A 22932-nucleotide genomic window follows, 5' to 3' on the forward strand; every position below is an offset into this window, starting at 1 on the left:
TCGTTTTACGGAAAGGAGAGCCAGATAGCTGCCAAAGTCACCCGATCGTAGGAGGTTGCCTCCCCCAACTGGATGAACCAGCACAAAAAACGCTTCTCTACGCTAGTGGTTGGTTTGGGAGACGGGTCTGAACAATCCATGCTTAACTTCACGACGGTTTGAGGGTAAAACTCGCTCCTATAGACGCCTGCTATGCTCGTAATTCGGTATCACATTTCACGAGCGCTAATTGAACCAGCATTTTGTCAAGTACCTTAAGAAAGGTTTAAGATTGCTCCAACATCATCCCAAGTGATCTTTGTCTCTGTTGCCCTCAAGTGACAGACTACTGGCAAGGTAAAATACAGTAGAACATTTGCTTGATGTATCAACCTGCTACTTTGAGAAATTCCTCTGCCCAAGCTACCCTTCCTGAACTGTCTCAATACAATCGCGCTACTTCTGTTGCGACAGCACGATCGGTAGCAACGATGCGCTCATTGGCTGCGACGCGAGCGATCGCAACACTGCAAGTGATGCCAGTGCGACCAGTGCGCCAACCAGCGCGATCACGAGACTCAAGAAGGCTGATCCTACTGATTCAGGCTGGGTGGGTAGGAGTAGCACTCCTCATCGTCGCTTGCTTGCCCGCCTGGAAAGCTGATTTTGACCAGCGAGTGCAGCAAAAGACAGGCACAACCGCAACGGCACCCAAGCAGGAGCCAGTCCCAGCTATCAGTCCTTGGTCTAGCGATCCATCTGGCATACAACAGTGGCTCTTTGTGGGCGGTTTCGATTCGCTGGTAGCACGTACCGTTGGTCATGCCGAAGGCACCCGCACTCCAGATGGCAGAAAGACACGTGCCTACTATGGGCATACCGATCCAGGTAACAGCGTCTGGAACCTGGGTAGCTTTTCCTTTCAGCATTGTCGTGAGGCTCGCTATAACTGCTCAACCCCCGAACAGGCAGACGAGCACCAGTTACAGCGCTTGCAGTCGCAGTATGCCGCTTTGCAGCGACAAGCCACCGCTGCCAAACTCTCGCTGACCCTGCCAGAAACACTCAACGGCATTGATCTAGCAAACCAAGCGCCACTAGCAGCGTTGGGCGATCAGGGCTATATCGATCGCCTAGTGCAAGCAAAGCAGAAAGGCTTAGGCGGACAGGAAGCCATCTTGGAGGCTCGCGTGTGGAGCTACTGGCATCCTAAAAAAAATCGCTGGGATGCCTCTGGGCTGGGTAACACCGAAAGCAATATTCGCCACGATCAAAAGCGGCGCTTGCTGGCGATCGCTCGTGCTATGACGATCGCGCAACAGCAGCAAGCAGGTTTAACTGATAGCCAGCGTAGCCTCAACGTCCTGAAGTTGCAGCCAGAAACTGTGAATCCTTACGCTTTTGACAGTCAGCGATCGGACTATCTCTGGTGGGATGCAGGCTACTGGGATGCCAAACTTCACCAACAGCCGCAACTTCCTCCTGGTAATGAACCTGCCTACGATCAGGGTTTTGCCAATGGCTCCCATCCATAAGCGCTAAAACAATCATCTGTGCTAAAAGAGGTCAAAGTCCTTGAGCTACTTCAGCCTCTTTGCTTTAAGGTTCTGAAGCAGTACAAAAGTGGGCATCGTTTGTCTGAGCTAAGATTCTGACGATCACACGTTGTAGCTTCAAAAGAGAAGCTTTTGTAGCTTTCGAGTGACTCATGCGGGCGCATCCAATTCATACCCAACTTTTAAGAATTGCGTTTAAAAAGCTGGTGAAAGGTAATTGGTCACTTTATCTAGGCAGGCGGCATTTACTTCTGCAAAACAGTTATACCAACACTTTTGTGGTGGCAGAGAAGCAAGTATCCCCTGTAACTGCCGCTGGCTCTAATGCAGCGATACCATAGTGCGCACAACGCAACAGCTAGGAATTAAATTGTGTGCATTTGCAGCAAAAACTGGTATTACTAGACGTATGCCACAGACCGCTAGTTTGTCGATCGCATCGGAAAGAGTGTCAAGCATTTTTTTGCTAAGAAATTGCTGGCGCTTTAGGCAAAAGCATCACTAAAAGGTTTGTACAGGCTACAATCAATCTCGGAAGTTGTCGCAATCTTAGGTCAAGACGTGTGAGTGGCACTACAGCATTTTTAGGTGGAACTGTATTTGCCGGGCTTTTAGCATTTTTACTGTTGAAAGGCGAAACTCCAGGTTCCGCTGTTTTTTCGGGCAGTAAGACGCTGCCAACGCCAACCGAGCTACCATCGGTCACTGTTTCACAACTTCCCCAACCATCAACGGCTGACCCGCTTGCAGTCTATAATGCCGAGCAGCAAAAGAAAGAAGCCGAGCAGTTGAAGGCGCAGCTAGAGAAACAAGTTTCAGAGACTGATCAGTTAAAAGCCAAAGTAGAAAGCCAAAGTAAGAATTCTGATCAGTATAAAGCCCTGCTAGAGGCTCAGACGAACGATGCTAATCAGTTCAAGGCGCAGCTAGAGAAGCAAGCAGTTGAATTTCAGCAATCCAAAACACAGCTTGAGAAGCAGCAAATCGAAACGGAGCAGCTTAAGTCTCAGCTTCGGAATCAACAACTAATTGTAGAGAGCCTCACCACTCAACTTAAGGCAGTCACCGAAGACTCTCAAAGACGAAGCGCACAGTCCCTTTTTGGCGATCGCTCGTCCGGTGCTTTAGGAGGGGTCGCCTGGCTTTTGATGGGCGTTTTCGCGACGATCGGGGGCAGTTTGGTCCTCTTCCGTATGATGGTTATGAGCAACCAGAGGCAGCCACGTTTGATTAACGCCAGGCGTGCTCAGCGCGATCGTCTACAGCCAAAGCGCTACGGCAAGTTCTTACTCCCGTCTCAACAAGCGCCAGAAATGCACTATGAAGAGCGTCGGGTGCGTTAATCAACTACGATCGCTCTTTCCTACCAAGGCTTTTGGTTCCTCTTTTATGCCCGTGATCGCATCCAAACAAAAGCAGAGGAGTAGTGTGTATGGAAACGAAGCTGATTTTGACCGAGAAAGACATTAAGCGGGCGATCGAAGAATACTTGATCGGCACTAAGCAGGGCAAAGCTAAATCAATTCGACTGGAGCAAGGCAGCAACACCGTTTCCGCTGATCCGCAAGAATATTCTGCTTTCTACGCAGAAGTTGAACTGGAAGTCGACGGAGACAGCCTTAAGTAATCTGCTTTAAGCGCTTTACTCAACAGTGCATTACTGCTCCTAGGAAAAGTTTGAATTAACGGCGATGCGTGATCAATGCAGTCGATCATCGGACTGCTGCATTGTTAGTTGAAGTGTGGATCGAGTAGCTCAACCTGCTATCAAGCCTTAACTCTTGATCCGTTAATTGACGATTAGACGCAAGGATGAGTTGGATCGCATCTCGCACTCGCGGGCTTCTTCTAGCGTCCGTTCCTAGACATTTGCGCTGGGCAGTTCTTGTGCGTAACCAATGTATTAACCCTGTACTTGCTTAAATACCCCAGTCAGCGTGCTTTCCATGCTTAGTCTCGGAGTTATACATCACTCATTCTCAGACTATCCTAGAAAAGCTGATGTAACGAACCGCGATGCTGAACATTTCTCAACTGCTGGCAGACGAGCTTGACCTCAAACCGTTTCAGGTGAGCAATGCGCTCGAACTCTTTGCCGAAGGGTCAACTGTGCCGTTTATCGCTCGTTATCGTAAAGAGCGTACAGGTGAGATGGATGAAACCCAGTTGCGAGACTTGTCCGATCGCTACACGTATCTGACCGAACTAGAAGACCGAAAAAAGGCGATTTTGGATGCGATCGCCCAGCAAAACAAACTGACTCCCGCACTGGAAGCTCAAATCACTGGCTGTCTGCAAAAGAACGAACTCGAAGATCTCTATCTGCCGTACCGTCCCAAACGTCGCACCCGTGCCGCGATCGCCCGTGAGAAAGGACTGGAGCCGTTAGCAGCATTCCTCAAAGCACTGAATACACCCACTGCTGTATCGGCAGACCTGGCAACTGAAGCGGCAAAGTACGTTTCTGAAGCACAAGGAGTCGCGACGGCTGAAGATGCCTTGAAAGGCGCGTCTGATATTCTGGCGGAGGAAGTCGCAGAGAAAGCAAACCTCCGGGCATATCTGCGCGAATACCTCATGACGGCGGGCATTTTGATCTCCAAAGTGAAAGGTGACCATCCCGAAGGCTCCACGAAATTTGAGATGTATCGGCAGTATCAGGCAAAGGTAGCGGCGATCGCGCCTCACAACCTGCTAGCACTGTATCGGGGCGAGGACGAAGATGTTTTGACAGTAGAGCTGACGTTTGATGAAGACGCTGTGCTGTCCTATCTGGAGTCACAAGAACTGCGGGCAAAACAGCGCGAAGTCCGAGCGTTCTACCGCGAAATGCTGAAGGATGCCTTTCATCGCTTAATGAAAAATTCGCTAATCACGGAAGTGAGAGCGGCGAAAAAAGTCGAAGCCGATGTCGAGTCTATCAGCACCTTTGAGGCAAATTTGCGAGAACTGTTGCTGTCTGCTCCTGCGGGGATGAAACCGACGCTGGCGATCGACCCTGGGTTTCGTACCGGTTGCAAAGTGGCGGTACTCGACCAGACGGGCAAGTTTCTGGAATACCAAACCATTTTTCCTCACCAGGCAGCAGGACAGCGTGTGCAGGCAGGACGAACACTTGCCACACTCATTGAGCGCTATCACGTCGAACTGATTGCGATCGGCAACGGGACGGCTGGACGCGAAACCGATGAGTTTGTTACAGAAGTCTTGCAAGACTTGCAACGCAAGCCCGTCAAAGTGATGGTTAACGAATCGGGTGCATCGATTTATTCTGCCAGTCCCGTAGCGATCGCCGAATTTCCCGACCAGGACATTACCGTGCGTGGTGCTATCAGCATCGGTCGTCGCCTGCAAGATCCACTGGCAGAACTAGTGAAAATTGATCCAAAGTCGATCGGTGTAGGACAGTACCAGCACGACGTTGACCAGAAATTGCTGAAAAAGAAGCTGGATGAAACGATCGAAAGCTGCGTTAACTACGTAGGCGTTGACCTCAACATGGCATCAAAAGAACTGCTGACCTTTGTCTCTGGCATTACGCCGACGATCGCCAACAATATTGTTGCCTATCGCGATGAAAACGGTGCGTTTAGCAATCGTCGTCAGTTGCTCAAAGTTCCCAAACTAGGACCCAAAGCCTTCGAGCAAGCAGCAGGCTTTCTACGAATTCGCAACGGCAAAAATCCGCTGGACAATACTGCCGTACACCCCGAAAGCTACAAGGTGGTGGAGACGATCGCTACCGACCTCAGTGTGCCCCTGACCGAAATTACACAGGTTGCCGATCGGCTGAAAAAGACTGACCTGAAGAAATATGCAACTGATGCGATCGGTGAACCCACTCTTCGCGACATCCTTGCAGAACTAGAAAAACCGGGACGTGACCCGCGTGCCGAATTCAAATACGCCACCTTCAAAGAGGGTGTCAAAGAAATCTCTGATCTCACCATTGGCATGGCACTGGAAGGCATTGTCACTAATGTTGCCAACTTCGGAGCGTTTGTGGATATTGGCGTACATCAAGATGGTTTGGTACACGTTTCGCAACTTGCTGATCGCTTTGTCAGCGACCCCAAGCAGATTGTCAAAGTCGGTCAGGTCGTCAATGTGCGCGTACTGGAAGTGAATGAAAAACTGAAGCGCATTAGCCTTTCGATGCGTGCCGACACTGCTGAAGGGGAAGGGCGCAGTCAGTCGAGCAACCCAGCGCCCCTCAAAGTTAATTCCGCTCAACCGAAAGTCAATGCATCACAACCCAAAGTTAATCCCGCTCAACCGAAAGTCAATGCATCACAACCCAAAGTTAATCCCGCTCAACCCAAAGCTGCCTCAGAAAAACCTGCAACATTAGATGATCTGAAAGCGAAGTTTGGCAAAAAACGGTAGGAAGCAGCAAGCGCCTATCTGTAAAAGGGTTGTTACCATTAGTGGGTAAGGTCATCCAAGGCATCACCTCATGGAAACCAAGAATGTCAGCTCTGAAGCCAATTCTGAGCTAGCCGAAACAGCACTTGATCCCAGCACTGTACAAGCACCGCTACCAGCGGATGTTGAGGTGGATGTTGATGCTGCATCAACACCTATTGCAGCAGCGACTGAGCCGAAACCGAGCTATGTGAAGCTTGCAATGCGAAACATGGTACGCAAACGCGGCTTATCACTCCAACACTTCTTCTTGACAACGGTTGGGCTTTTGGCTGTGTTTATTGGTCTTGCTTATTTAACCCGTTGATCGAACTTTAAATTCGTTGAGGCTACAAGCGGTGCAGGTTGAGGTGTGCGTTCAAGATGGCAGTGAAGAGTCTACGGAGGCGGGAAGCTCTGGAGATGAGTTTGCTGTTTCTGTAGCGATCGATCCAGTAATCACTACAGAAACCTGGGAGCGCTGGTTTCAAGACTGGCTGGAAGCGTTGCAGCCAACGTTTTCGCCGATCGATGCCTACGAGTTGAGCTTACGACTGACGGACGATCGCGAGATCCAACAACTCAACCAGCAGTATCGTCAGCAGGACAAACCAACCGATGTGCTGGCATTTGCAGCATTAGAATCGCTCTATCCAGAGCCAGATGAGCTTCAAGCAACGCTGCCATTGTATCTGGGAGATATCGTGATTTCGATCGACACTGCCCAGCGACAGGCTGAGGGACAGCAGCATCCGCTCAACGTTGAATTAGCGTGGCTGGCATCACATGGCTTATTACATCTGCTGGGGTGGGATCATCCGGACGAAGACAGCCTGACCCGAATGTTAAAGCAACAACAGGATCTGCTTGAGATCGTTGGTCTTCACAGCAAGACCAGATAGAATGCTGGGTAGTCTATAGCTTTGGCTATGGTCTGCTGTTGAGCGATGCGTCAGAATAATTATAGTGCTGGCATACAAGCATCCTGGAAGCTTCTCTAGCCTTGGTAGCAGCGTCTAGCCCCTCCGATTTCACTGGTTCTCTCTCCCTGTGGTGTATGCCTCCTGACCTCCAAGCCCAAACTCCCGATCGCACAAACGGCAAAGTTGTGCCGATTGCCACGCTTAACCGCGACCTTTCATGGCAGGTGGCACCAAGCCTGTGGATTAGCTTCAAATATGCGTGGGCAGGGGTTCGGTATGCGTTTCTCACCCAACGCAACTTTCGCATTCATGTCTTTGTCGGCACGTTTGCGTTTTGTCTCGGTATTTTTTTGCACCTTAGCGCTGTAGAGATGTCAGTTGTGGGGCTGACCACAGGGGCTGTTCTGGCAATGGAGCTTTTGAATACGGCGCTTGAATCTGTGGTTGACCTGACCGTGAAGCAGACCTATCACGAGCTAGCAAAGATTGCCAAGGATTGTGCAGCCGCCGCGGTGCTGATCTCGTCACTTGCTGCTGTATCGGTCGCTGGTTCACTCCTGCTACCAAAACTCTGGTTACTGATTGCGGCTCATTTGCTCTAGTGTGAAAATGCTCTAGTGTAAGAAATAAAGAAAGACATGGCGCAGCTAAGGCAATGTGCAACGTTCTGCTTTCTGTTCCCTCAGTCTCGGGCTTCTCATGATTCTTGTCATTGATAACTACGACAGCTTTACCTACAATCTGGTGCAGTATCTAGGCGAACTAGGTGCTGAGTTTCCGGTAGCAGAAGCAATTCAGGTCTATCGCAACGATCAGATTTCGCTTGAGCAAATCGGTCAGCTCCAGCCGGATGCGATCGTGATTTCTCCGGGTCCGGGTCGTCCTGAAGATGCGGGAGTTTCGCAGTCCATCATTGAGTCCTTCGGTGCTACTCTGCCGATTTTGGGCGTTTGCTTGGGGCATCAGAGCATTGGGCAAGTGTTTGGCGGCAAGATTGTATCTGCCCCTGTGCTCATGCATGGCAAAACGTCTTCAGTGCATCACACAGGTATAGGGGTTTTTGAAGGATTAGAAAATCCACTGACCGCAACCCGGTATCATAGTCTGGTGATTGATCGGCAAGCGTGTCCAGACGTGCTAGAAATTACTGCCTGGGTGGATGACGGTACGATTATGGGTGTGCGCCATCGGCAGTATCCCCATGTTCAAGGCGTTCAGTTTCATCCTGAAAGTGTTCTCACTGCGTCGGGCAAGCAGCTACTAAGGAACTTTTTAGCGTCGATCGCAAGTCACAAGTGAATACAGTTGAGAGTTACAGGTGTTGCGTTTTGAGCTGATTTTTGGGCGTTAAGTTTGGGTTCATACCCCCTTATTGTCCGTTAACTTAACACTTAAGGCTCAAAACGTTTCTTGTGTTGGTTTTGGTGAGAGGAGCTTATGAGACGGCGGCGATTGCTACGCTATGCAGGGGCAGGCTTACTGTCTACGTTAGGGTTGGGAGTGGCTTCTGGTTGGCAGCGTTCCAATGCTCAAACCGGAGGAGCGCTTGGAGTGCAGTGGTTAGGGCATTCTTGTTTTCTCTTCACGGGTGACGGGCGACGGATCTTGGTAAACCCGTTTCGATCTCTCGGCTGTACGGCTGGTTATCGTCCGCCCAAAGTCTCGGCTGAATTGGTCTTAATTAGCAGTCAGCTACTGGATGAAGGTGCGGTAGAGATCGTTCCAGGGAACCCACGTTTGCTGTATGAATCGGGTACGTATCAATTTAATAAAAAGCGGATTCAGGGCATTCGGACTGATCACGATCGCATTGGCGGCAAGCGCTTTGGTAGCAATGTAGCGTGGCAGTGGCAACAAGGCGGAGTAAATATTCTTCATCTCGGTGGTATTGCTAGCGCGATTTCGCTAGAGCAGAAAATTTTGATGGGTCGCCCAGACGTGCTGTTTGTGCCGATCGGCGGCGGTGCCAATGTTTACACCCCTGAAGAGGCAAAGCAAGCCATTCAAGTGCTGAACCCAAAGCTAATTATTCCAACGCACTACCGCACGAAGGCAGCATCAAAAGCCTGTGAGAGCGTTGGTGTCGATCAATTTCTCTCGTTAATGAGCGGTACGCCTGTGCGTCGCAGTGGTGCTACTATCAGCCTGCGATCAGCTGATTTGCCCAAAGAGGGTATGGCAATTCAGGTGTTGAGCTATCCCTTCTAAGTAGGAAGGCTACATTAAGCACTACTTGGAGACCGGGTTTCGACTGCGCTCAACTCACCTACATATAGGAGAGAGTATTGATAAATAGAGGAGAGAGCATTGAGCAAAGTCGAAATGCGTCTCATTAATCATTGCGTCTAGCTACTTAACAAGCGCTGAGAGTGACACTCTCTCGCAAAGCAGACAGACTTTTCTCCCGCTCATCATAAGATAAATGTTATGAGGATGACTGGAGGCGTACGGAACGGGTAGCGATGCAAACGAAGACTCTTTCTGCCTCAGAGACGGCGGCTCGGTTTCATCAACTTCAAATGCAACTGCGCGATCGCTGGCACTCCATGGAACTATTCGATGGTAGTGATGCCGATATCGTTGTGATACCGTCACTTAGCCTTGACCAACGGGAACTGCTCAAAATTGAAGGGGTGCACCACTACGAAGAACGACTGCTGTTTTCACTGATTCGGCTGCGAAATCCTCGCACACGGCTGGTTTATCTCACATCGCAACCGCTGCACCCTAGCGTGATTGACTATTACCTGCAACTGCTGCCAGGTATTCCGTTTTCTCATGCCCGCGATCGCCTATTGCTGTTATCAACCTACGATTCATCACTGAGTCCCCTTAGTCAAAAAATTCTCGATCGCCCTCGGCTTCTAGAGCGCATTCGTCATGCCGTGCAGCGCGATCGTGCTTACATGATTTGCTATAACTCCACCGAGGCAGAGCGCGACTTATCCGTTCAGCTTGATATTCCCCTCTATGCGCTCGATCCAGCCCTACTACAATGGGGCACCAAGAGCGGTAGCCGCCAGATTTTTGCTGAAGCCGGAGTTCCCCATCCTGATGGCAGCAATAGCCTCTGGAACGCTGAAGAACTAGCGAACGCTGCCAATGCACTGTGGGAGCGGCAGCCAACCCTTAAGCGCATGGTCGTGAAGCTCAATGAGGGGTTTTCGGGGGAGGGTAATGCCATCCTAGATTTGCGTCCCATACAAGGGGTAGAACCAGGGGCAGCCTCTTCCGAGGTGCGCATCAAAGCGTTGCAAGAGCAATTTAGTCACCTCAAATTTGAAGCAAAAGCCGAAACTTGGGAGAATTTCAGCCGCCGTATTGTCGAGCTTGGGGCGATCGTCGAAGCATTTTTGGAAGGCGAAGAGAAGCGATCGCCCAGCGTCCAGGGCAGAATTACACCAACCGGAGAAGTTGAAATTCTCTCTACCCACGACCAGATTCTAGGCGGACCCAGTGGGCAGATTTACCTGGGATGTAGTTTTCCAGCAGACGAAGCCTATCGCCTGCGCCTACAGGAGTTAGGGCTACGCATTGGCAAAAATTTGGCAGAAAAAGGCGCTATGGAGCGCTTTGGTATCGATTTTGTGGCGGTGCATCAACCCAATCAACCCGACAAGCCAGCCTGGGATATACAGGCGATTGAAATCAACCTGCGGAAAGGTGGCACAACTCATCCCTTCATGACGCTTAAGTTTCTCACCAATGGGCGGTATGAACTTTCTAGCGGTCTGTTTTATAGCCAGCAGGGACGACCCAAGTATTACGTTGCTACCGATAACCTTCAGAAAGATCGCTATCAGGGTTTGCTACCGAATGATTTGATGGACATCATTGCCCAGCATCAGCTTCACTTTGATACAAGCACCGAAACGGGCACCGTGTTTCACCTCATCGGCTGTTTGTCAGAATTTGGCAAGCTGGGCTTAACCAGCATCGGCAACTCGCCTCAGCAGGCGGAGGAAATGCACCACCGCCTCATTCGTGCGTTGGATGAAGAAACCCGATCGGGGCGCGAGGAGGAGCGATCTCAGCTTACAAGCCTACCGATGGGATGGTGAGCAGAAGGCAAAAGTTAGAAAAGGGTCGCGGGAAGTTGAAGTAACTCAAAACTTTTCATCCCTCAGCCTTTATCTTTTATCTCTTCGCACCCTGGCTTCAGCGAAATCAAATCCTCAATATTGCGGAGCATCGTGGCACAAATGGCATCCAGGGGCAAATCGTTGGCGTCGTGCCCGAAAGGGTTTTCGATTTCGATACCGATTTCTTCAATGCCGAAGAGGGTAAAGCTGATCAGAATGACAACGGGACCCGTCAACCAGCCAACGCTACCCACCACCTGAAAGGGCAGAGAGAGGCAGTAGAGCAGCAGCAATTGCTTGAGGTGAATAGCATACGCCATTGGCATCGGCGTTTTGAGAATGCGCTCGCAGGCTCCTAGCATATCGACCAGTGTATCTAGCAACTTATGCATGGCGCTGAGTTGATAAGCATTCAGGTGGTTGCGCTCTTGCTGCTGCAAATAGTCCCCAATCCAAAATGCGATCTCCAGCGGCGGATGGTGCATCGTTTTGAGGATCTCGTACTTGGCAGGCGGCAAGAGTTTGCTTAGTTCATCGTTGAGGCTTTCCTGCCGCAGATGCAGCTTGGTAGCAACGCAAAAGGCAACGAGCATCCGTAACACCACAATTTTTTGAGCGCGCGCCTCTGGGGTAGAGACAATGATCGCCAGCCAAATCTGCCGTGCCAAGTTACGCACCGTATTAATTAGCGTGCCCCAGCATTTGCGCCCTTCCCAAAAACGCTCATACGCGGTATTGGTGCGAAAGACAAGCAGTAGCCCCAGCACAATATTAGGAATCAGACTGGCTAAGGTAGGCATGGCTACCGGCAGTTTCCAGTAAGACAGCACTGAAATAACTACTCCAAAGAGACCACAAAGCACGGTGCGACCCAGAATGGAGGGAATAACCGATCCTTTGATCTGAAAGACAGTTTGAAACCACTGCTTACGTTCTGTAACCATTAGCTCTAAATCAGTTACAACTATTTCAAGCAGCTTAAACGATCGCAGGCATCGCTGATTCTAAGGATGCAACAGGAGCAGGATGCCTGAAAATGCGTCCAAACAGCCTGCTTTATCGCACGTCCGATCGTCAGCAGGCTTCATCCCAGCAATTACCGGGGTCTGCTGCATCCACACGATAGAATAAACTCAACATAACGTATCAGTAAAAGTACGTCGCGCAAGCAGCTTACGGGAGATCAGACACGCATGGGCAAGGTAGTCGGCATTGACCTGGGAACAACCAACTCAGTCGTCGCTGTGATGGAAGGCGGCAAGCCAGTCGTAATTGCCAATGCCGAGGGGATGCGAACCACTCCATCCGTCGTTGGCTTTAGCAAGGATGGTGAGCGTCTGGTGGGCCAACTAGCGCGGCGGCAGGCGATTTCTGATCCGCAAAATACGTTCTATGCAGTGAAGCGCTACATCGGCCGCAAGTACGCGGAACTTAGCCCAGAGTCTAAGCGAGTGCCCTACACCGTTCGCAAAGATGACATCGGCAATATCAAGCTCAAGTGTCCCCGGCTCCAAAAAGAGTTCTCCCCAGAAGAAATTGCCTCGATGGTGCTGCTCAAGCTGGTGGATGAAGCCAGCCGCTACCTGGGTACACCTGTGACTGACGCTGTGATTACGGTGCCCGCGTATTTCAACGACTCTCAGCGGCAGGCGACGCGGGATGCCGGACGCATTGCAGGGCTGGAAGTCAAGCGGATCTTGAATGAACCCACGGCTGCCTCTCTGGCATATGGGATGGATCGTCGGGATAATCAAACGATTCTCGTGTTTGACCTGGGAGGTGGCACGTTTGATGTCTCCATTCTGGATGTGGGCGATGGTGTCTTTGAAGTCAAAGCAACCAGCGGCGATACGCAGCTTGGCGGCAATGACTTTGATAAAAAGATTGTGGACTGGCTGGCAGAACAGTTTCTAGAGACAGAAGGCGTGGACTTGCGGCGCGATCGCCAAGCACTGCAACGCCTCAGCGAAGCCGCCGAAAAAGCCAAAATTGAGCTGTCGGGTGTCACCGTTACCGATATCAACTTACCGTTTATCACGGCGACCGAAGAGGGACCCAAGCACCTAGAAACACGCCTCACGCGATCGCAGTTTGAAGGCTTGTGCAGCGACCTGATTAGCCGTGTGCGAAACCCCGTTAAGCAAGCGATTCGGGATGCAAATTTGAGTCCCAGTCAAATTGATGAAGTGGTGCTGGTGGGTGGCTCTACGCGTATTCCTGTCATTCAGCAGCTTGTGCGCAGTTTGATCGATCGCGAACCGAACCAGAACGTGAATCCTGATGAAGTCGTTGCAGTGGGTGCCGCAATTCAAGCTGGTATTCTGGCTGGCGAGGTTAAGGATGTGCTGCTGCTGGATGTCACGCCGCTCTCGCTGGGGCTAGAAACCGTTGGCGGTGTCATGAAAAAGCTAATTCCCCGCAACACAACCATTCCAGTACGCCGTTCAGATATTTTCTCTACGGGCGAAGATAATCAGACGCTGGTGGAAGTTCATGTCCTGCAAGGCGAACGAGACATTGCAGCAGGTAACAAATCGATCGGGCGGTTCAAGCTCGTTGGCATTCCCCCAGCGCCACGCGGTCTACCGCAGATTCAGGTCTCGTTCGACATTGATGCAAACGGCATTTTGCAGGTGGCGGCAATGGAACGTACCACTGGGCGCGAGCAAAGTATTACTGTTCAGGGTGCTTCGACTTTGAGCGATGAAGAAGTCAAGCGGATGATGCGTGAGGCGCAGGAGTATGCGGACGTAGACCGACAAAAGAAAGAAAAAGTCGAAAAGCGTAACCAGGCAGAATCTCAAATCTTTCAGGCAGAGCGCCAACTGCGAGAAGCCACACTGGATTTTGGGATGCAGTTTGTCAGCAGTTATCGCTCTAAAATCGAGCGTGCCATTCAATCCTTGCGCGAAGCCCTTACTCAAAACGACGATCGCGGCATTGATCGAGCTAAAGCCGACCTGGATGATGCGCTGTACGATCTGCGTCGAGAAGTCTATCAACGCAACAAAGAAGACGAAGAGAGCGACAGTCTGTTTGGAGCCATCAAAAGCTTCTTTACCGATGATGACGACTACTACGAAGATGATCGCCGGGACTACGATCGCTACGGCAGCGGTGGCTATGGTGGCAGTAGTTATGGCGGCAGTGGCTATGGCGGCAGTAGTTATGGGAGCGGGCGCAGTCCCTATGGCATGGGCAGTGGGGCACGGGACGATAACCGCCAAGACGACAGCCGCTATGGCGGGCGCAATGATTATGGCGCTGGTTCAGGTTCCTGGAGCGACAGTCGTTATAGCGGACAAGATGCTGGTAGTAGAGCGCCTCGCAGTGACCGTTATAACGATCGCTCGTCTGAGCGCCTGAATGATCGCCCTAGCGATCGTCCGTCTGAACGCCCGTCTGAACGTGCCAATGAACGTCCTCGCTATGACGATGAGCGCGGTTATGATAGTGAGCGCAACCGTGATACTAGCAGACCCCCTCGTGGTGACACCCGCCCACCCGCCGAACCTCGTACGACCGATCGCGGCGATCGTCGCCCCTCTCGCCCGCCCAAAAATGCCCGCCCAAACCTTTACCAAGACAACTGGGATGAAGAAGATGAGTGGCTTTAAGGCAAGGCTAAGGGATAAAGGCTAAGGGACAAGATTTCGAGTTTTGCATTCTGCTTGCGTCCCTACGCCCCTATTGCCTCCACTGCCCATCCCATCACCTCTGGCTCCTGACTCCTGACATTACTTAGATGCAAGACTTTCGGAACTATTACGACATTTTAGGCGTGGCTAGAGATGCCACCGTTGACGAAATCAAAAAGGAATTTCGGCGGTTGGCGCGACAATTTCACCCTGATCTAAACCCTGGCAACAAGCAGGCAGAAGAGAAGTTCAAAGACATTAACGAAGCGTATGAAGTTCTCTCTGACCCCACAAAACGCGGTCAGTATGACCAATTCGGAAAGTTCTGGCAACAGCGAGGCTTCAAAGGTGGGCAGACAGCGAAACCGTCACGCGGTTGGGATGGACGGAGCGATCGCGCGGCTGATGACGTTGACTTTGGTGAATTTGACAATTTCAATAGCTTCGTCGATCAACTTCTGAATCGCCGTACCGCTAAAGAAGCCAACGCTGCCCGCACAGGCACACGTGACTACTACCAACCTGGCACCACCAAAACAGCCTACACAGTGCCACGAGCGACACGACGAGATGCTGAAGCACGACTGGCAGTGCCTTTAGAGAAGGCTTACACTGGCGGACAAGAACGGATTCGGCTGGAAGATGGACGATCGCTCGAAGTGAATATGCCGCCTGGTATGGTGACTGGACAACGCATCCGGCTGAAGGGACAAGGTGTTGCAGGCGGCGATTTATATCTCAAAATTGACGTTGCGCCCCATCCCTTTTTCCGGCTCGAAGGCTCCGACATTCAATGCCTGCTGCCCGTTACGCCTAGCGAAGCTGTTTTAGGTGGACAGCTTGAGGTACCGACACTAGACGGTTTAGTTAAAATGTCGATTCCTGCTGGTGTGCGGACAGGTCAACGCCTACGCCTTGCTGCTAAAGGCTACCCTACAGCAAGCGGCAGACGCGGTGATCAGATTGTCGAAATTCAAATTATGGTGCCACGCGACCCCAGTCCCCAAGAACGCGAGCTTTACGAAAAACTGCGCCAGCTCGAAACCTTTAATCCTCGTGCTGATCTGCCTGTATAAGGGCGTAAATGGTTGCGTGTCATTCTCCCTTGTGGTTGCGGGGAGCAGCAATAGTTTTTAATCGTTCCATGAGAGGCATGGATGGCATCGTGTTAAGTTACTGCTCAGTCCATTTTTTTGTATGAAAACACTCTGCTTGTGACAGTTTTAAGGGGTCTGTAGCGAAGTGGGCGAACGCCTGAATTCTGGGAGGTCGACCATATAACCATCGACGCTCCTCAGTTAACTCCTTATTTACGGAATACTTCAGCATAGTGTGTAGTTGTCCCTAGGCAGCCAGTCATCTTCATTTGTTATGAGTCCCCTAAGGGAGCCTTCATCCTCGGTGCGCAAAACCTTGCCTCTCATTTGGCGGGTTGTCTCTGTTGTGGGTCTAACAGCACTCAGTATTTGGCTCGTTCGCTTTATCATCCTATTTGCAATGCTGGGAGCCTCGATTCCTGCTCCAGTCAGAACTTTACTGGGGATTGCTCCGCCAGAGCTGTGTGACGAAATAAAAGCTCGAAATGCTGATGCAGTCAAAAACTATCTCAATCAAGGCGGCAACCCTAACGCCATTGACGCCAGTTCCACTGATTCATATGGACCGACCTCTGTCTCCCTCCTCGGTTGTGCTGCTTGGTATGGGAACCGCGAAGTTGCAGTGATGTTGCTTGACCGAGGTGCAAAGATTAATGGCACCCACTGGGATCGAGGTCAAAAGTCACCGCCGCTGACACTAGCCTTGGTGGCAATCGACAGAGACAAAACTCAGGTAGCGAGTTGGCAGATTTGGGAAGTTGCAGAACTTTTGCTAGCTAGAGGTGCCGATGCGAATGTGAAGAATGGCACTAGGGTCACCCCTTTGCATGCAATTGCAAAGTCGTATTATCGAGAGAATGCAGCAGACCGACAAGCGATCGCAGAGTTGCTGCTTGCCAAGGGTGCGGCGGTCAATAGCAAAAGCAGCGGGAATCTCCTCCATCGGTTCTTCTGCAATCGCACAGCGCTAGACGAGTGGGGAGCATCTCCCCTGCACTTAGCCGCCTACTATGGTCAAACTTCAGTTGCAGAAGTATTAATTGCCAACGGTGCAGACGTTGCCGCCAAAAATGATTGTGGTCGCACTCCCTTAAACATTGCCGCTAGACAGGGTAACAGCCCTGCACTGGTAGAAAGGTTGCTAGCCCAAGGGTCAGACAGCAATGCTAAAGATGTTTTAGGGCAGACACCGCTTTTTTATGCGACTCAATCACTGGGGTTTCTTCAGCGCCCTGACTCTAACACCGAGGGCAAAGAAGAGCGTGCAGCCAAGCTTCGTATCATCATTGAGTTGCTCAAGCGTCATAGAGCGATGAATCACGTCTAGCCCTTTGCTTGCTTGAGGATCGTCTGTGCAACTTCTTCTGGCACAGGCATCACCGAGAGCCGATTGCCTTGTCGGACGACCGACAGCTCATCGGGGTTGAAGGTTTCGCGGAGCGCATCTAGAGAAAGGAATTGCGGGAAGATTTCGACAAAGGCAACAACGACCGTTTGCCAACGTGGTGACTCCTTTGTTGCTTTTGGATCGTAGTATTTGCTTTTAGCATCAAACTGAGTGGGGTCATCAATGTTTGCCTCTGCGACTTTCATCAGCCCGACGATGCCAGGTGGCGTAGTGTTGGAGTGATAGAAAAAGACCAAATCACCGGGAGCCATTGAGCGCAAAAAGTTCCGAGCCTGATAGTTCCGCACGCCATCCCAAACAGTCGTACGATCGCGCTTCAAGTCTTCAATGCCGTACGCATCCGGCTCCGATTTCATCAACCAGTAGTTCATGTCTTAAAGCGATTCCAATTGCTTCTGCACCATCTCAAGCTGCTGCTGCGTCATCACAGTTTTTGCTGATGGTTGTAAATGAGGGAATTTTAGCGTTAATGGTGCCACGCTAGTAGCGAATGCGGGGATCGACATAGGCGTTAAGAATGTCGATGAGAATGCTGACAACAGCGACGATCGCCGCGAAAAAGACGACAATACCCTGCACCATTGGGTAGTCGCGTTGCGAAATAGCACGATAAAGGCGATTTGCCAGTCCGGGCCAGGAGAAGGTTACTTCCGTCAGAATAGCGCCACCCAGCATTGCAGCAAACGTCAGTCCCAGGATCGTAATCACTGGAATCATCGCGTTCTTCAGCGCGTGGGAGACGAGAATGCGCCGTTCGGGAATGCCTCTGGCTCTGGCAGCTTCCACATAGTCTGACTTCAGGGTTTGCTTAAGGTTTACCCGCACAATCCGTTCAAAGATGCCGCTAATGAGAATGCCCAGCGTCAAGCAGGGTAGCGCTAAGTAGTACAGCGCGTTGAAAAACTGCGTCAGGTTGCCTGCGAGAAGACTATCGATCGTGTAAAGCCCTGTAATGCCTTCGGGTGCTGGTATCGTTACTGGAAAACGGGTGCCCAACGGAAACCAACCCAACTGCACCGAGAAAATAAGCTGTAACAGCATCCCCAGCCAGAACAGCGGAATCGAATAGGTGAGAATGCCAAAGAGCCGACCGCCTAGATCAAAGGACGAATTGGGACGGGAGGCAGACAGCACGCCCACACCAATGCCAACGATTAAGGCAATCGCCATGCTAAACACCGCCAACTCTACAGTCGCTGGAAAAAACTTGAGAATAATCTCCCAAACGGATTGCCCCTGGCTCACCAGTGATGTACCTAAATCCAGGTGCAGCAGCTTCCACAGATAATCGAAGTACTGCACAATCAGCGGCTTGCCTAACCCCAATTGATTTCGCAACGCCTCTTTGGCAGCTTGCGGCGCACGGGGGCCCAGCAGCGCATCAATGGGATCGCCAGGGGTCGATCGCAGCAACAAAAAGACCGCTGTTGTAATGACCCACAGCATGAGCGGTGCCAGCAATAAGCGAGTCAGAATATAGTAACGAAGAGAACTAGAGCGAGACATTTAGGCAGTGATGGGTGAGGAGTAAGGAGTGAGGGGTAAGTTGCTAGAGTGGTAGGGGCTGTGAGCGATCGCGTCTCTTAGTGCTGCTCCATCTCAATCAACCCCAGAAGTGAGAGGCGTTTCACCCTTCAAGCTAGACTGCATCCAACTGGGAGTTGTGCTTAGAATTGTCGCAGTGGTAGCGCTAGTGCTAACCGTATGAATCATTATTCTCCATTTCAAACACTACCCACTAAATTAGTCGCATCATTACGCTATGAATACTACAATGCAACTGCCAGACTCACTGCCGAGCTCCCTCAAAACACCTGCCTGGCTGCAGCAGTTGCAGTGGATTGGCGACCCGGTTAGTTACATGGAAACGGCAGCACGACAACATCCCGAGATCTTTGCGGCAAGTGTGGTTGGGTTTGGTGGCGGTCTAGTGTTTGTTAACCAACCGCAAGCAATTCAAGCAATGCTCACGAACGATCGCAAGACTTTTCTTGCCCCTGGCTGCACGAATCGCATTTTGACACCACTGTTGGGAGAGTCGGCTGTCATTATGCTGGATGGCGATCGTCACAAACGGCGGCGGCAGCTTTTGATGCCACCCTTTCATGGCGAACGGATGCGTGCCTACGGGCAGTTGATCGGTGAACTGACGACTGCTGCCTTTGATCAACTGCCGCTCGATCAACTTTTTTCTGCCCGCTCCGTAACGCAAGAGATATCGTTGAATATCATCATGCAGGCAGTCTTCGGGTTATCGGAGGGCGATCGATTTCAGCAGCTCAAGCAGCTACTTGCTTCGATGGCAGATTTATTTCGCTCACCGCTTTCCTCCAGCTTTCTATTTTTTAATAGCTTGCAAAAAGACCTCGGCGCTTGGAGCCCGTGGGGCAAGTTTGTCCGCGATCGCGAGCACATCGACTCACTCATTTATGCCGAAATTGCCGAACGACGCTTGCAGCCAGAGGGCGATCGCATCGACATTCTCTCTTTGCTAATGTCTGCACGGGACGAGTCTGGGCAGCCGTTGACCGATCAAGAACTGCGTGATGAACTGATGACGCTGCTCTTTGCTGGTCACGAAACCACTGCAACAGCAATGTCCTGGGCACTCTACTGGGTGCATCACCAACCGGCTATCCGCGAGAGACTGCTGCAAGAACTAGCCACACTTGGCGATACGCCCGAACCCACCGATATTTTTCGCCTGCCCTACCTCACTGCTGTGTGCAACGAAACGCTGCGGATTTATCCCGTTGCGATGCTGACCTTCCCCAGAGTTGTCCAAGAGCCGATCGCGATGCTCGGTCGTCGTCTGGAACCAGGCGACATGGTTGTGGGCTGTATCTATTTGGTGCATCAGCGCGAAGACCTCTACCCAAACCCAAAGCAGTTTCGTCCCGAGCGTTTTCTAGAGCGACAGTTCACACCCTATGAATTTATGCCGTTTGGTGGCGGTGTCCGGCGTTGCATTGGGGAAGCGCTGGCAATGTTTGAGATGAAGCTGGCGCTGGCAACTATTCTCTCTCGTTATGAGCTGGCGCTTGCTGACACGCAGCCAGAGTTTCCTCGTCGTCGTGGTGTGACACTGGCTCCTGCTAGAGGGGTAAAGATGGTGCTGACAGGGCTACGATCGCGCCAGGAATCTGCGCTAGCTGTGGAAATGGCTTGAGCGAATGATCAGATCAAGAGCACAATACTGTTTGCATTGTCTATGTTGCTCGGCATTGATTTAGGCACCGGGTCGGTAAAAGCGCTGCTGCTGGCGATCGATGGCACAGTCATTGCCGAAGCTTCTCACGCTTACACTGTACAAGCGCCGCAGCCAGGGTGGGCAGAGACTGATCCAGCCGAGTGGTGGCAAGCAGTGGCGATCGCCGTCAGGACGGTCATGCAGAATCAGGACGACTGTCTGCCGAACGATCGTGTGCTGGCAATTGGGCTGTCGGGACAGATGCACGGTGTGGTGCTGACGGATGAACAGGGAGAGCCGTTGCGTCCTGCGATTCTCTGGGCAGATACGCGCTCGAGTGCGGTAGTCGAGCGCTACCGTACGCTGCCTCTCAACTTGCACAAACAGCTTGCGAATCCTATCACCACAGGGATGGCAGGTGCCACGTTGCTCTGGTTAGAGGCACAGGAGCCAGCTATTTACAAAACTGCACGCTGGACGCTCCAACCCAAGGATTGGTTGCGGTTTCGCCTCACTGGAGCCGTTGCGACTGAACCATCCGATGCGTCTGGAACGCTGCTGTACGATGTCATGGCAGATACCTGGGCGATCGATGTTTTAGAGGCACTCCATCTCCGTGCTAATTGGTTGCCTGCGATCGTACCATCTGCTAGCATTGCAGGCTCTTTAACCGTGGAAGCGGCTGCCCATCTTGGTTTGCAATCAGGCTTGCCCGTAGTTGCAGGTGCGGCTGATACGGCGGCAGCGATGCTGGGTACGGGTGTACTCGCACCCGGCATTGTGCAATTAACGGTGGGGTCTGGGGCACAAATTGTCACACTACGATCACAGCCGATCCCCGATCCACAGGTTCGCACCCATCTGTATCGCGCGGCACTCCCTCACCAGTGGTATACGCTCGCCGCCATGCAGAACGCGGGCTTGGCGCTGGAATGGGTACGCCAACTGTTGGGGCTAAGCTGGCAGCAGGTCTATGCCGAAGCATTCACGGTTGCTCCTGGCTGCGAAGGGCTAACCTTCTTACCCTATTTCACAGGCGAACGTACGCCCCATCTCGACCCTAACGCCCGTGGTGCCTGGGTGGGTTTGGGGCTTCACCACACGCGATCGCACCTTATGCGGTCAGCCCTGGAAGGGGTTGCATTTTCTTTGAAACAAGGACTGGAGGCGATCGTAGCGACGGGCATTGATGCAAACGAGTTACGCCTGGCAGGCGGTGGCACGTTGGAACCGGAGTGGAAACAACTGTTGGCTGACGTGCTACAACTGCCTCTGCACAGCATCACGGTTTCCACGGCATCTGCCCGAGGCGCTGCAATTCTCGCTGGCATGGGTAGTGGAGCTTATGCTGATCTGTCTGCCGTGCCTCCCGTGTCGAGCACAGCTTACCCAACCATGCCTCGATCACCTGATGTGGGACTTACCGATGCGTGGTCACGCTATCAGTCCCTCTACCCTCAACTGCGTTACTGGCGCAAACACTTACCCTAGTGATACTGAAATCCGTGCACCCCTCTCTGACAATGCTTTTATCAGTGCAGACGATCGCCACGATCGTGTAACCCATGCTCAACTTCTACCAACAGCTTGCTACAGCGCTTCAGCAGGGATCGGTTGTGTTAGCAACAGTGGTGAAGGTACAAGGGTCAGTGCCCAGGGAAGTCGGTGCCATGATGCTATTTCGCTCTGATGGCAGCAGTATTGGCACGATCGGCGGCGGTGCAGGTGAAGCCAGCATTATTGAACACGCTAGACACGTCTTGGCGACAGGCGAAAAGCAAGGGGTTGATATTGACCTATCCGGCAATCTAGAGCACACAAAGCAGGGCATTTGTGGCGGCAGAATGCACGTTTGGCTAGAACGATGGCAGGGCGAAAGTGCCCTAGCCCTTGCAAATGAGATCGTCGTCTCGTTGCAGGCTGGACAAGACCGCGTTTTGATAATGCCCTTCGCATCGGCGCGATCGCCCTATCTATCTACTCCCAGTTCCCTGCTTGCGACTCCCGACGACCCTGCTTTCATTACCCCACTCCTCCACCCTCCCACCCTACTCATTGTTGGTGCGGGTCATGTTGCCGTCCCGTTAGCGCACATGGCGCACCTGATTGATTTTCGTGTCGTCGTGCAGGACGATCGCCCCGAGTTTGCCAACCACCAGCGCTTTTCTGATGCGACTGTTTTAGCTCAGCCGATCGCCCCCGCCGTTGCGACACTGAACACTGGAGCGTTGCTTTACGTTGCCCTGGTGACACGCGGCTATCAGCATGATCTAGCCGCATTGAGAGTACTGCTGCCACGATCGCCCCACTACATCGGCATGATTGGCAGCCAAAAGCGAGTCAAAACCGTTCTACAAGCGCTGCAACAAGAGGGTATCCCAGATATGGCACCGTCTTTACTCACGGCTCAACTGGAACGCATCTATGCACCGATCGGGTTGAATCTGGGTGCCCTTACGCCTGCCGAGATTGCCGTTAGCATCTGCGCCGAATTGATTGCCGTCTATCGGGGTGGCAACGGTCGATCGCTATCTGGATCATTAGCTGCTACACCTCTGAGTATGGAATGAAGCCGTGATCGCTAAACGCTACGAGCAGCTAACACAACAGCTATAGAAAAAGGATGAGGGATAAATAGAAACCCTTATAGAAAAA

General features: G+C 51.8%; 19 protein-coding genes. 16 read left to right on the forward strand and 3 right to left on the reverse strand.

Annotated elements, in window-relative coordinates; all coding sequences use genetic code 11:
• Positions 1 to 380: 380 nt before the first annotated feature.
• The 10 genes from H6F76_RS01105 to H6F76_RS01150 all read left to right on the forward strand — a co-directional run bounded on the left by H6F76_RS01105 (position 381) and on the right by H6F76_RS01150 (position 10923).
• Entirely contained in the window at positions 381 to 1514 is a 1134-nt protein-coding gene (locus H6F76_RS01105) for a hypothetical protein (RefSeq protein ID WP_206754311.1), read from the forward strand.
• A gap of 584 nt (positions 1515 to 2098) precedes the next feature.
• On the forward strand, positions 2099 to 2878 hold the full coding sequence (locus tag H6F76_RS01110) for a hypothetical protein (RefSeq protein WP_190446536.1): 780 nt from the start codon (positions 2099 to 2101) through the stop codon (positions 2876 to 2878).
• Between the two features lie 89 nt (positions 2879 to 2967).
• Positions 2968 to 3162 carry a hypothetical protein gene (locus H6F76_RS01115; RefSeq protein WP_190505187.1) on the forward strand — a complete coding sequence of 65 codons (195 nt, stop codon included), beginning with the start codon at positions 2968 to 2970 and terminating at the stop codon, positions 3160 to 3162.
• A 389-nt stretch (positions 3163 to 3551) separates the two neighbouring features.
• Positions 3552 to 5921, forward strand: a complete 2370-nt coding sequence (locus H6F76_RS01120; RefSeq protein ID WP_190505189.1) for a Tex family protein — start codon at positions 3552 to 3554, stop codon at positions 5919 to 5921.
• A 169-nt stretch (positions 5922 to 6090) separates the two neighbouring features.
• Complete coding sequence (locus tag H6F76_RS31280; protein ID WP_347275966.1) at positions 6091 to 6267, forward strand: DUF3285 domain-containing protein; 177 nt, start codon at positions 6091 to 6093, stop codon at positions 6265 to 6267.
• Between the two features lie 31 nt (positions 6268 to 6298).
• Positions 6299 to 6841: an rRNA maturation RNase YbeY gene (ybeY, locus tag H6F76_RS01130; RefSeq protein WP_190505296.1), complete on the forward strand. Its 543-nt coding sequence runs from the start codon at positions 6299 to 6301 to the stop codon at positions 6839 to 6841.
• 155 nt (positions 6842 to 6996) lie between these two features.
• Positions 6997 to 7464 carry a diacylglycerol kinase family protein gene (locus H6F76_RS01135; protein WP_190446532.1) on the forward strand — a complete coding sequence of 156 codons (468 nt, stop codon included), beginning with the start codon at positions 6997 to 6999 and terminating at the stop codon, positions 7462 to 7464.
• 97 nt (positions 7465 to 7561) lie between these two features.
• Positions 7562 to 8161 (forward strand): aminodeoxychorismate/anthranilate synthase component II, encoded by a 600-nt coding sequence (locus H6F76_RS01140; RefSeq protein WP_190446531.1) that lies wholly within the window; start codon positions 7562 to 7564, stop codon positions 8159 to 8161.
• A gap of 138 nt (positions 8162 to 8299) precedes the next feature.
• Positions 8300 to 9070, forward strand: a complete 771-nt coding sequence (locus tag H6F76_RS01145) for an MBL fold metallo-hydrolase (protein WP_190446530.1) — start codon at positions 8300 to 8302, stop codon at positions 9068 to 9070.
• A 254-nt stretch (positions 9071 to 9324) separates the two neighbouring features.
• Entirely contained in the window at positions 9325 to 10923 is a 1599-nt protein-coding gene (locus H6F76_RS01150) for a peptide ligase PGM1-related protein (protein WP_190505192.1), read from the forward strand.
• Positions 10924 to 10985: 62 nt separating this feature from the next.
• Here the strand turns inward: H6F76_RS01150 and H6F76_RS01155 are convergent, their stop codons facing one another.
• Complete coding sequence (locus tag H6F76_RS01155) at positions 10986 to 11888, reverse strand: bestrophin family ion channel (protein WP_190505194.1); 903 nt, start codon at positions 11886 to 11888, stop codon at positions 10986 to 10988.
• Between the two features lie 249 nt (positions 11889 to 12137).
• On the opposite strand from H6F76_RS01155, the gene dnaK reads away from it, so the two are divergent.
• The 3 genes from dnaK (at position 12138) to H6F76_RS01170 (ending at position 17006) form a co-directional block, all read left to right on the forward strand.
• Positions 12138 to 14561, forward strand: a complete 2424-nt coding sequence (dnaK, locus tag H6F76_RS01160) for a molecular chaperone DnaK (protein ID WP_190505196.1) — start codon at positions 12138 to 12140, stop codon at positions 14559 to 14561.
• A 128-nt stretch (positions 14562 to 14689) separates the two neighbouring features.
• On the forward strand, positions 14690 to 15658 hold the full coding sequence (locus tag H6F76_RS01165) for a J domain-containing protein (RefSeq protein ID WP_190446526.1): 969 nt from the start codon (positions 14690 to 14692) through the stop codon (positions 15656 to 15658).
• A 337-nt stretch (positions 15659 to 15995) separates the two neighbouring features.
• Positions 15996 to 17006 carry an ankyrin repeat domain-containing protein gene (locus H6F76_RS01170; RefSeq protein ID WP_190505198.1) on the forward strand — a complete coding sequence of 337 codons (1011 nt, stop codon included), beginning with the start codon at positions 15996 to 15998 and terminating at the stop codon, positions 17004 to 17006.
• Here H6F76_RS01170 and H6F76_RS01175 read toward each other — a convergent pair.
• Positions 17003 to 17458, reverse strand: coding sequence for an EVE domain-containing protein (locus H6F76_RS01175; protein ID WP_190505200.1), 456 nt, complete (start codon positions 17456 to 17458; stop codon positions 17003 to 17005). The genes H6F76_RS01170 and H6F76_RS01175 overlap by 4 nt on opposite strands.
• Positions 17459 to 17567: 109 nt before the next feature.
• The gene (locus H6F76_RS01180; protein WP_190505202.1) at positions 17568 to 18593 is read right to left on the reverse strand and encodes an ABC transporter permease; all 1026 of its coding nucleotides are present in this window, start codon (positions 18591 to 18593) and stop codon (positions 17568 to 17570) included.
• A gap of 256 nt (positions 18594 to 18849) precedes the next feature.
• Here H6F76_RS01180 and H6F76_RS01185 point away from each other — a divergent pair, with 256 nt between their 5' ends.
• The 3 genes from H6F76_RS01185 (at position 18850) to H6F76_RS01195 (ending at position 22847) form a co-directional block, all read left to right on the forward strand.
• Positions 18850 to 20256: a cytochrome P450 gene (locus H6F76_RS01185; RefSeq protein WP_242036461.1), complete on the forward strand. Its 1407-nt coding sequence runs from the start codon at positions 18850 to 18852 to the stop codon at positions 20254 to 20256.
• A 42-nt stretch (positions 20257 to 20298) separates the two neighbouring features.
• Positions 20299 to 21768 carry a xylulokinase gene (gene xylB / locus H6F76_RS01190; RefSeq protein WP_190505204.1) on the forward strand — a complete coding sequence of 490 codons (1470 nt, stop codon included), beginning with the start codon at positions 20299 to 20301 and terminating at the stop codon, positions 21766 to 21768.
• Positions 21769 to 21842: 74 nt separating this feature from the next.
• Positions 21843 to 22847 carry an XdhC/CoxI family protein gene (locus H6F76_RS01195; RefSeq protein ID WP_190505206.1) on the forward strand — a complete coding sequence of 335 codons (1005 nt, stop codon included), beginning with the start codon at positions 21843 to 21845 and terminating at the stop codon, positions 22845 to 22847.
• Positions 22848 to 22932 lie beyond the last annotated feature (85 nt).

This window comes from Leptolyngbya sp. FACHB-321, from assembly GCF_014695975.1.
Taxonomy (GTDB): domain Bacteria; phylum Cyanobacteriota; class Cyanobacteriia; order Leptolyngbyales; family Leptolyngbyaceae; genus Stenomitos.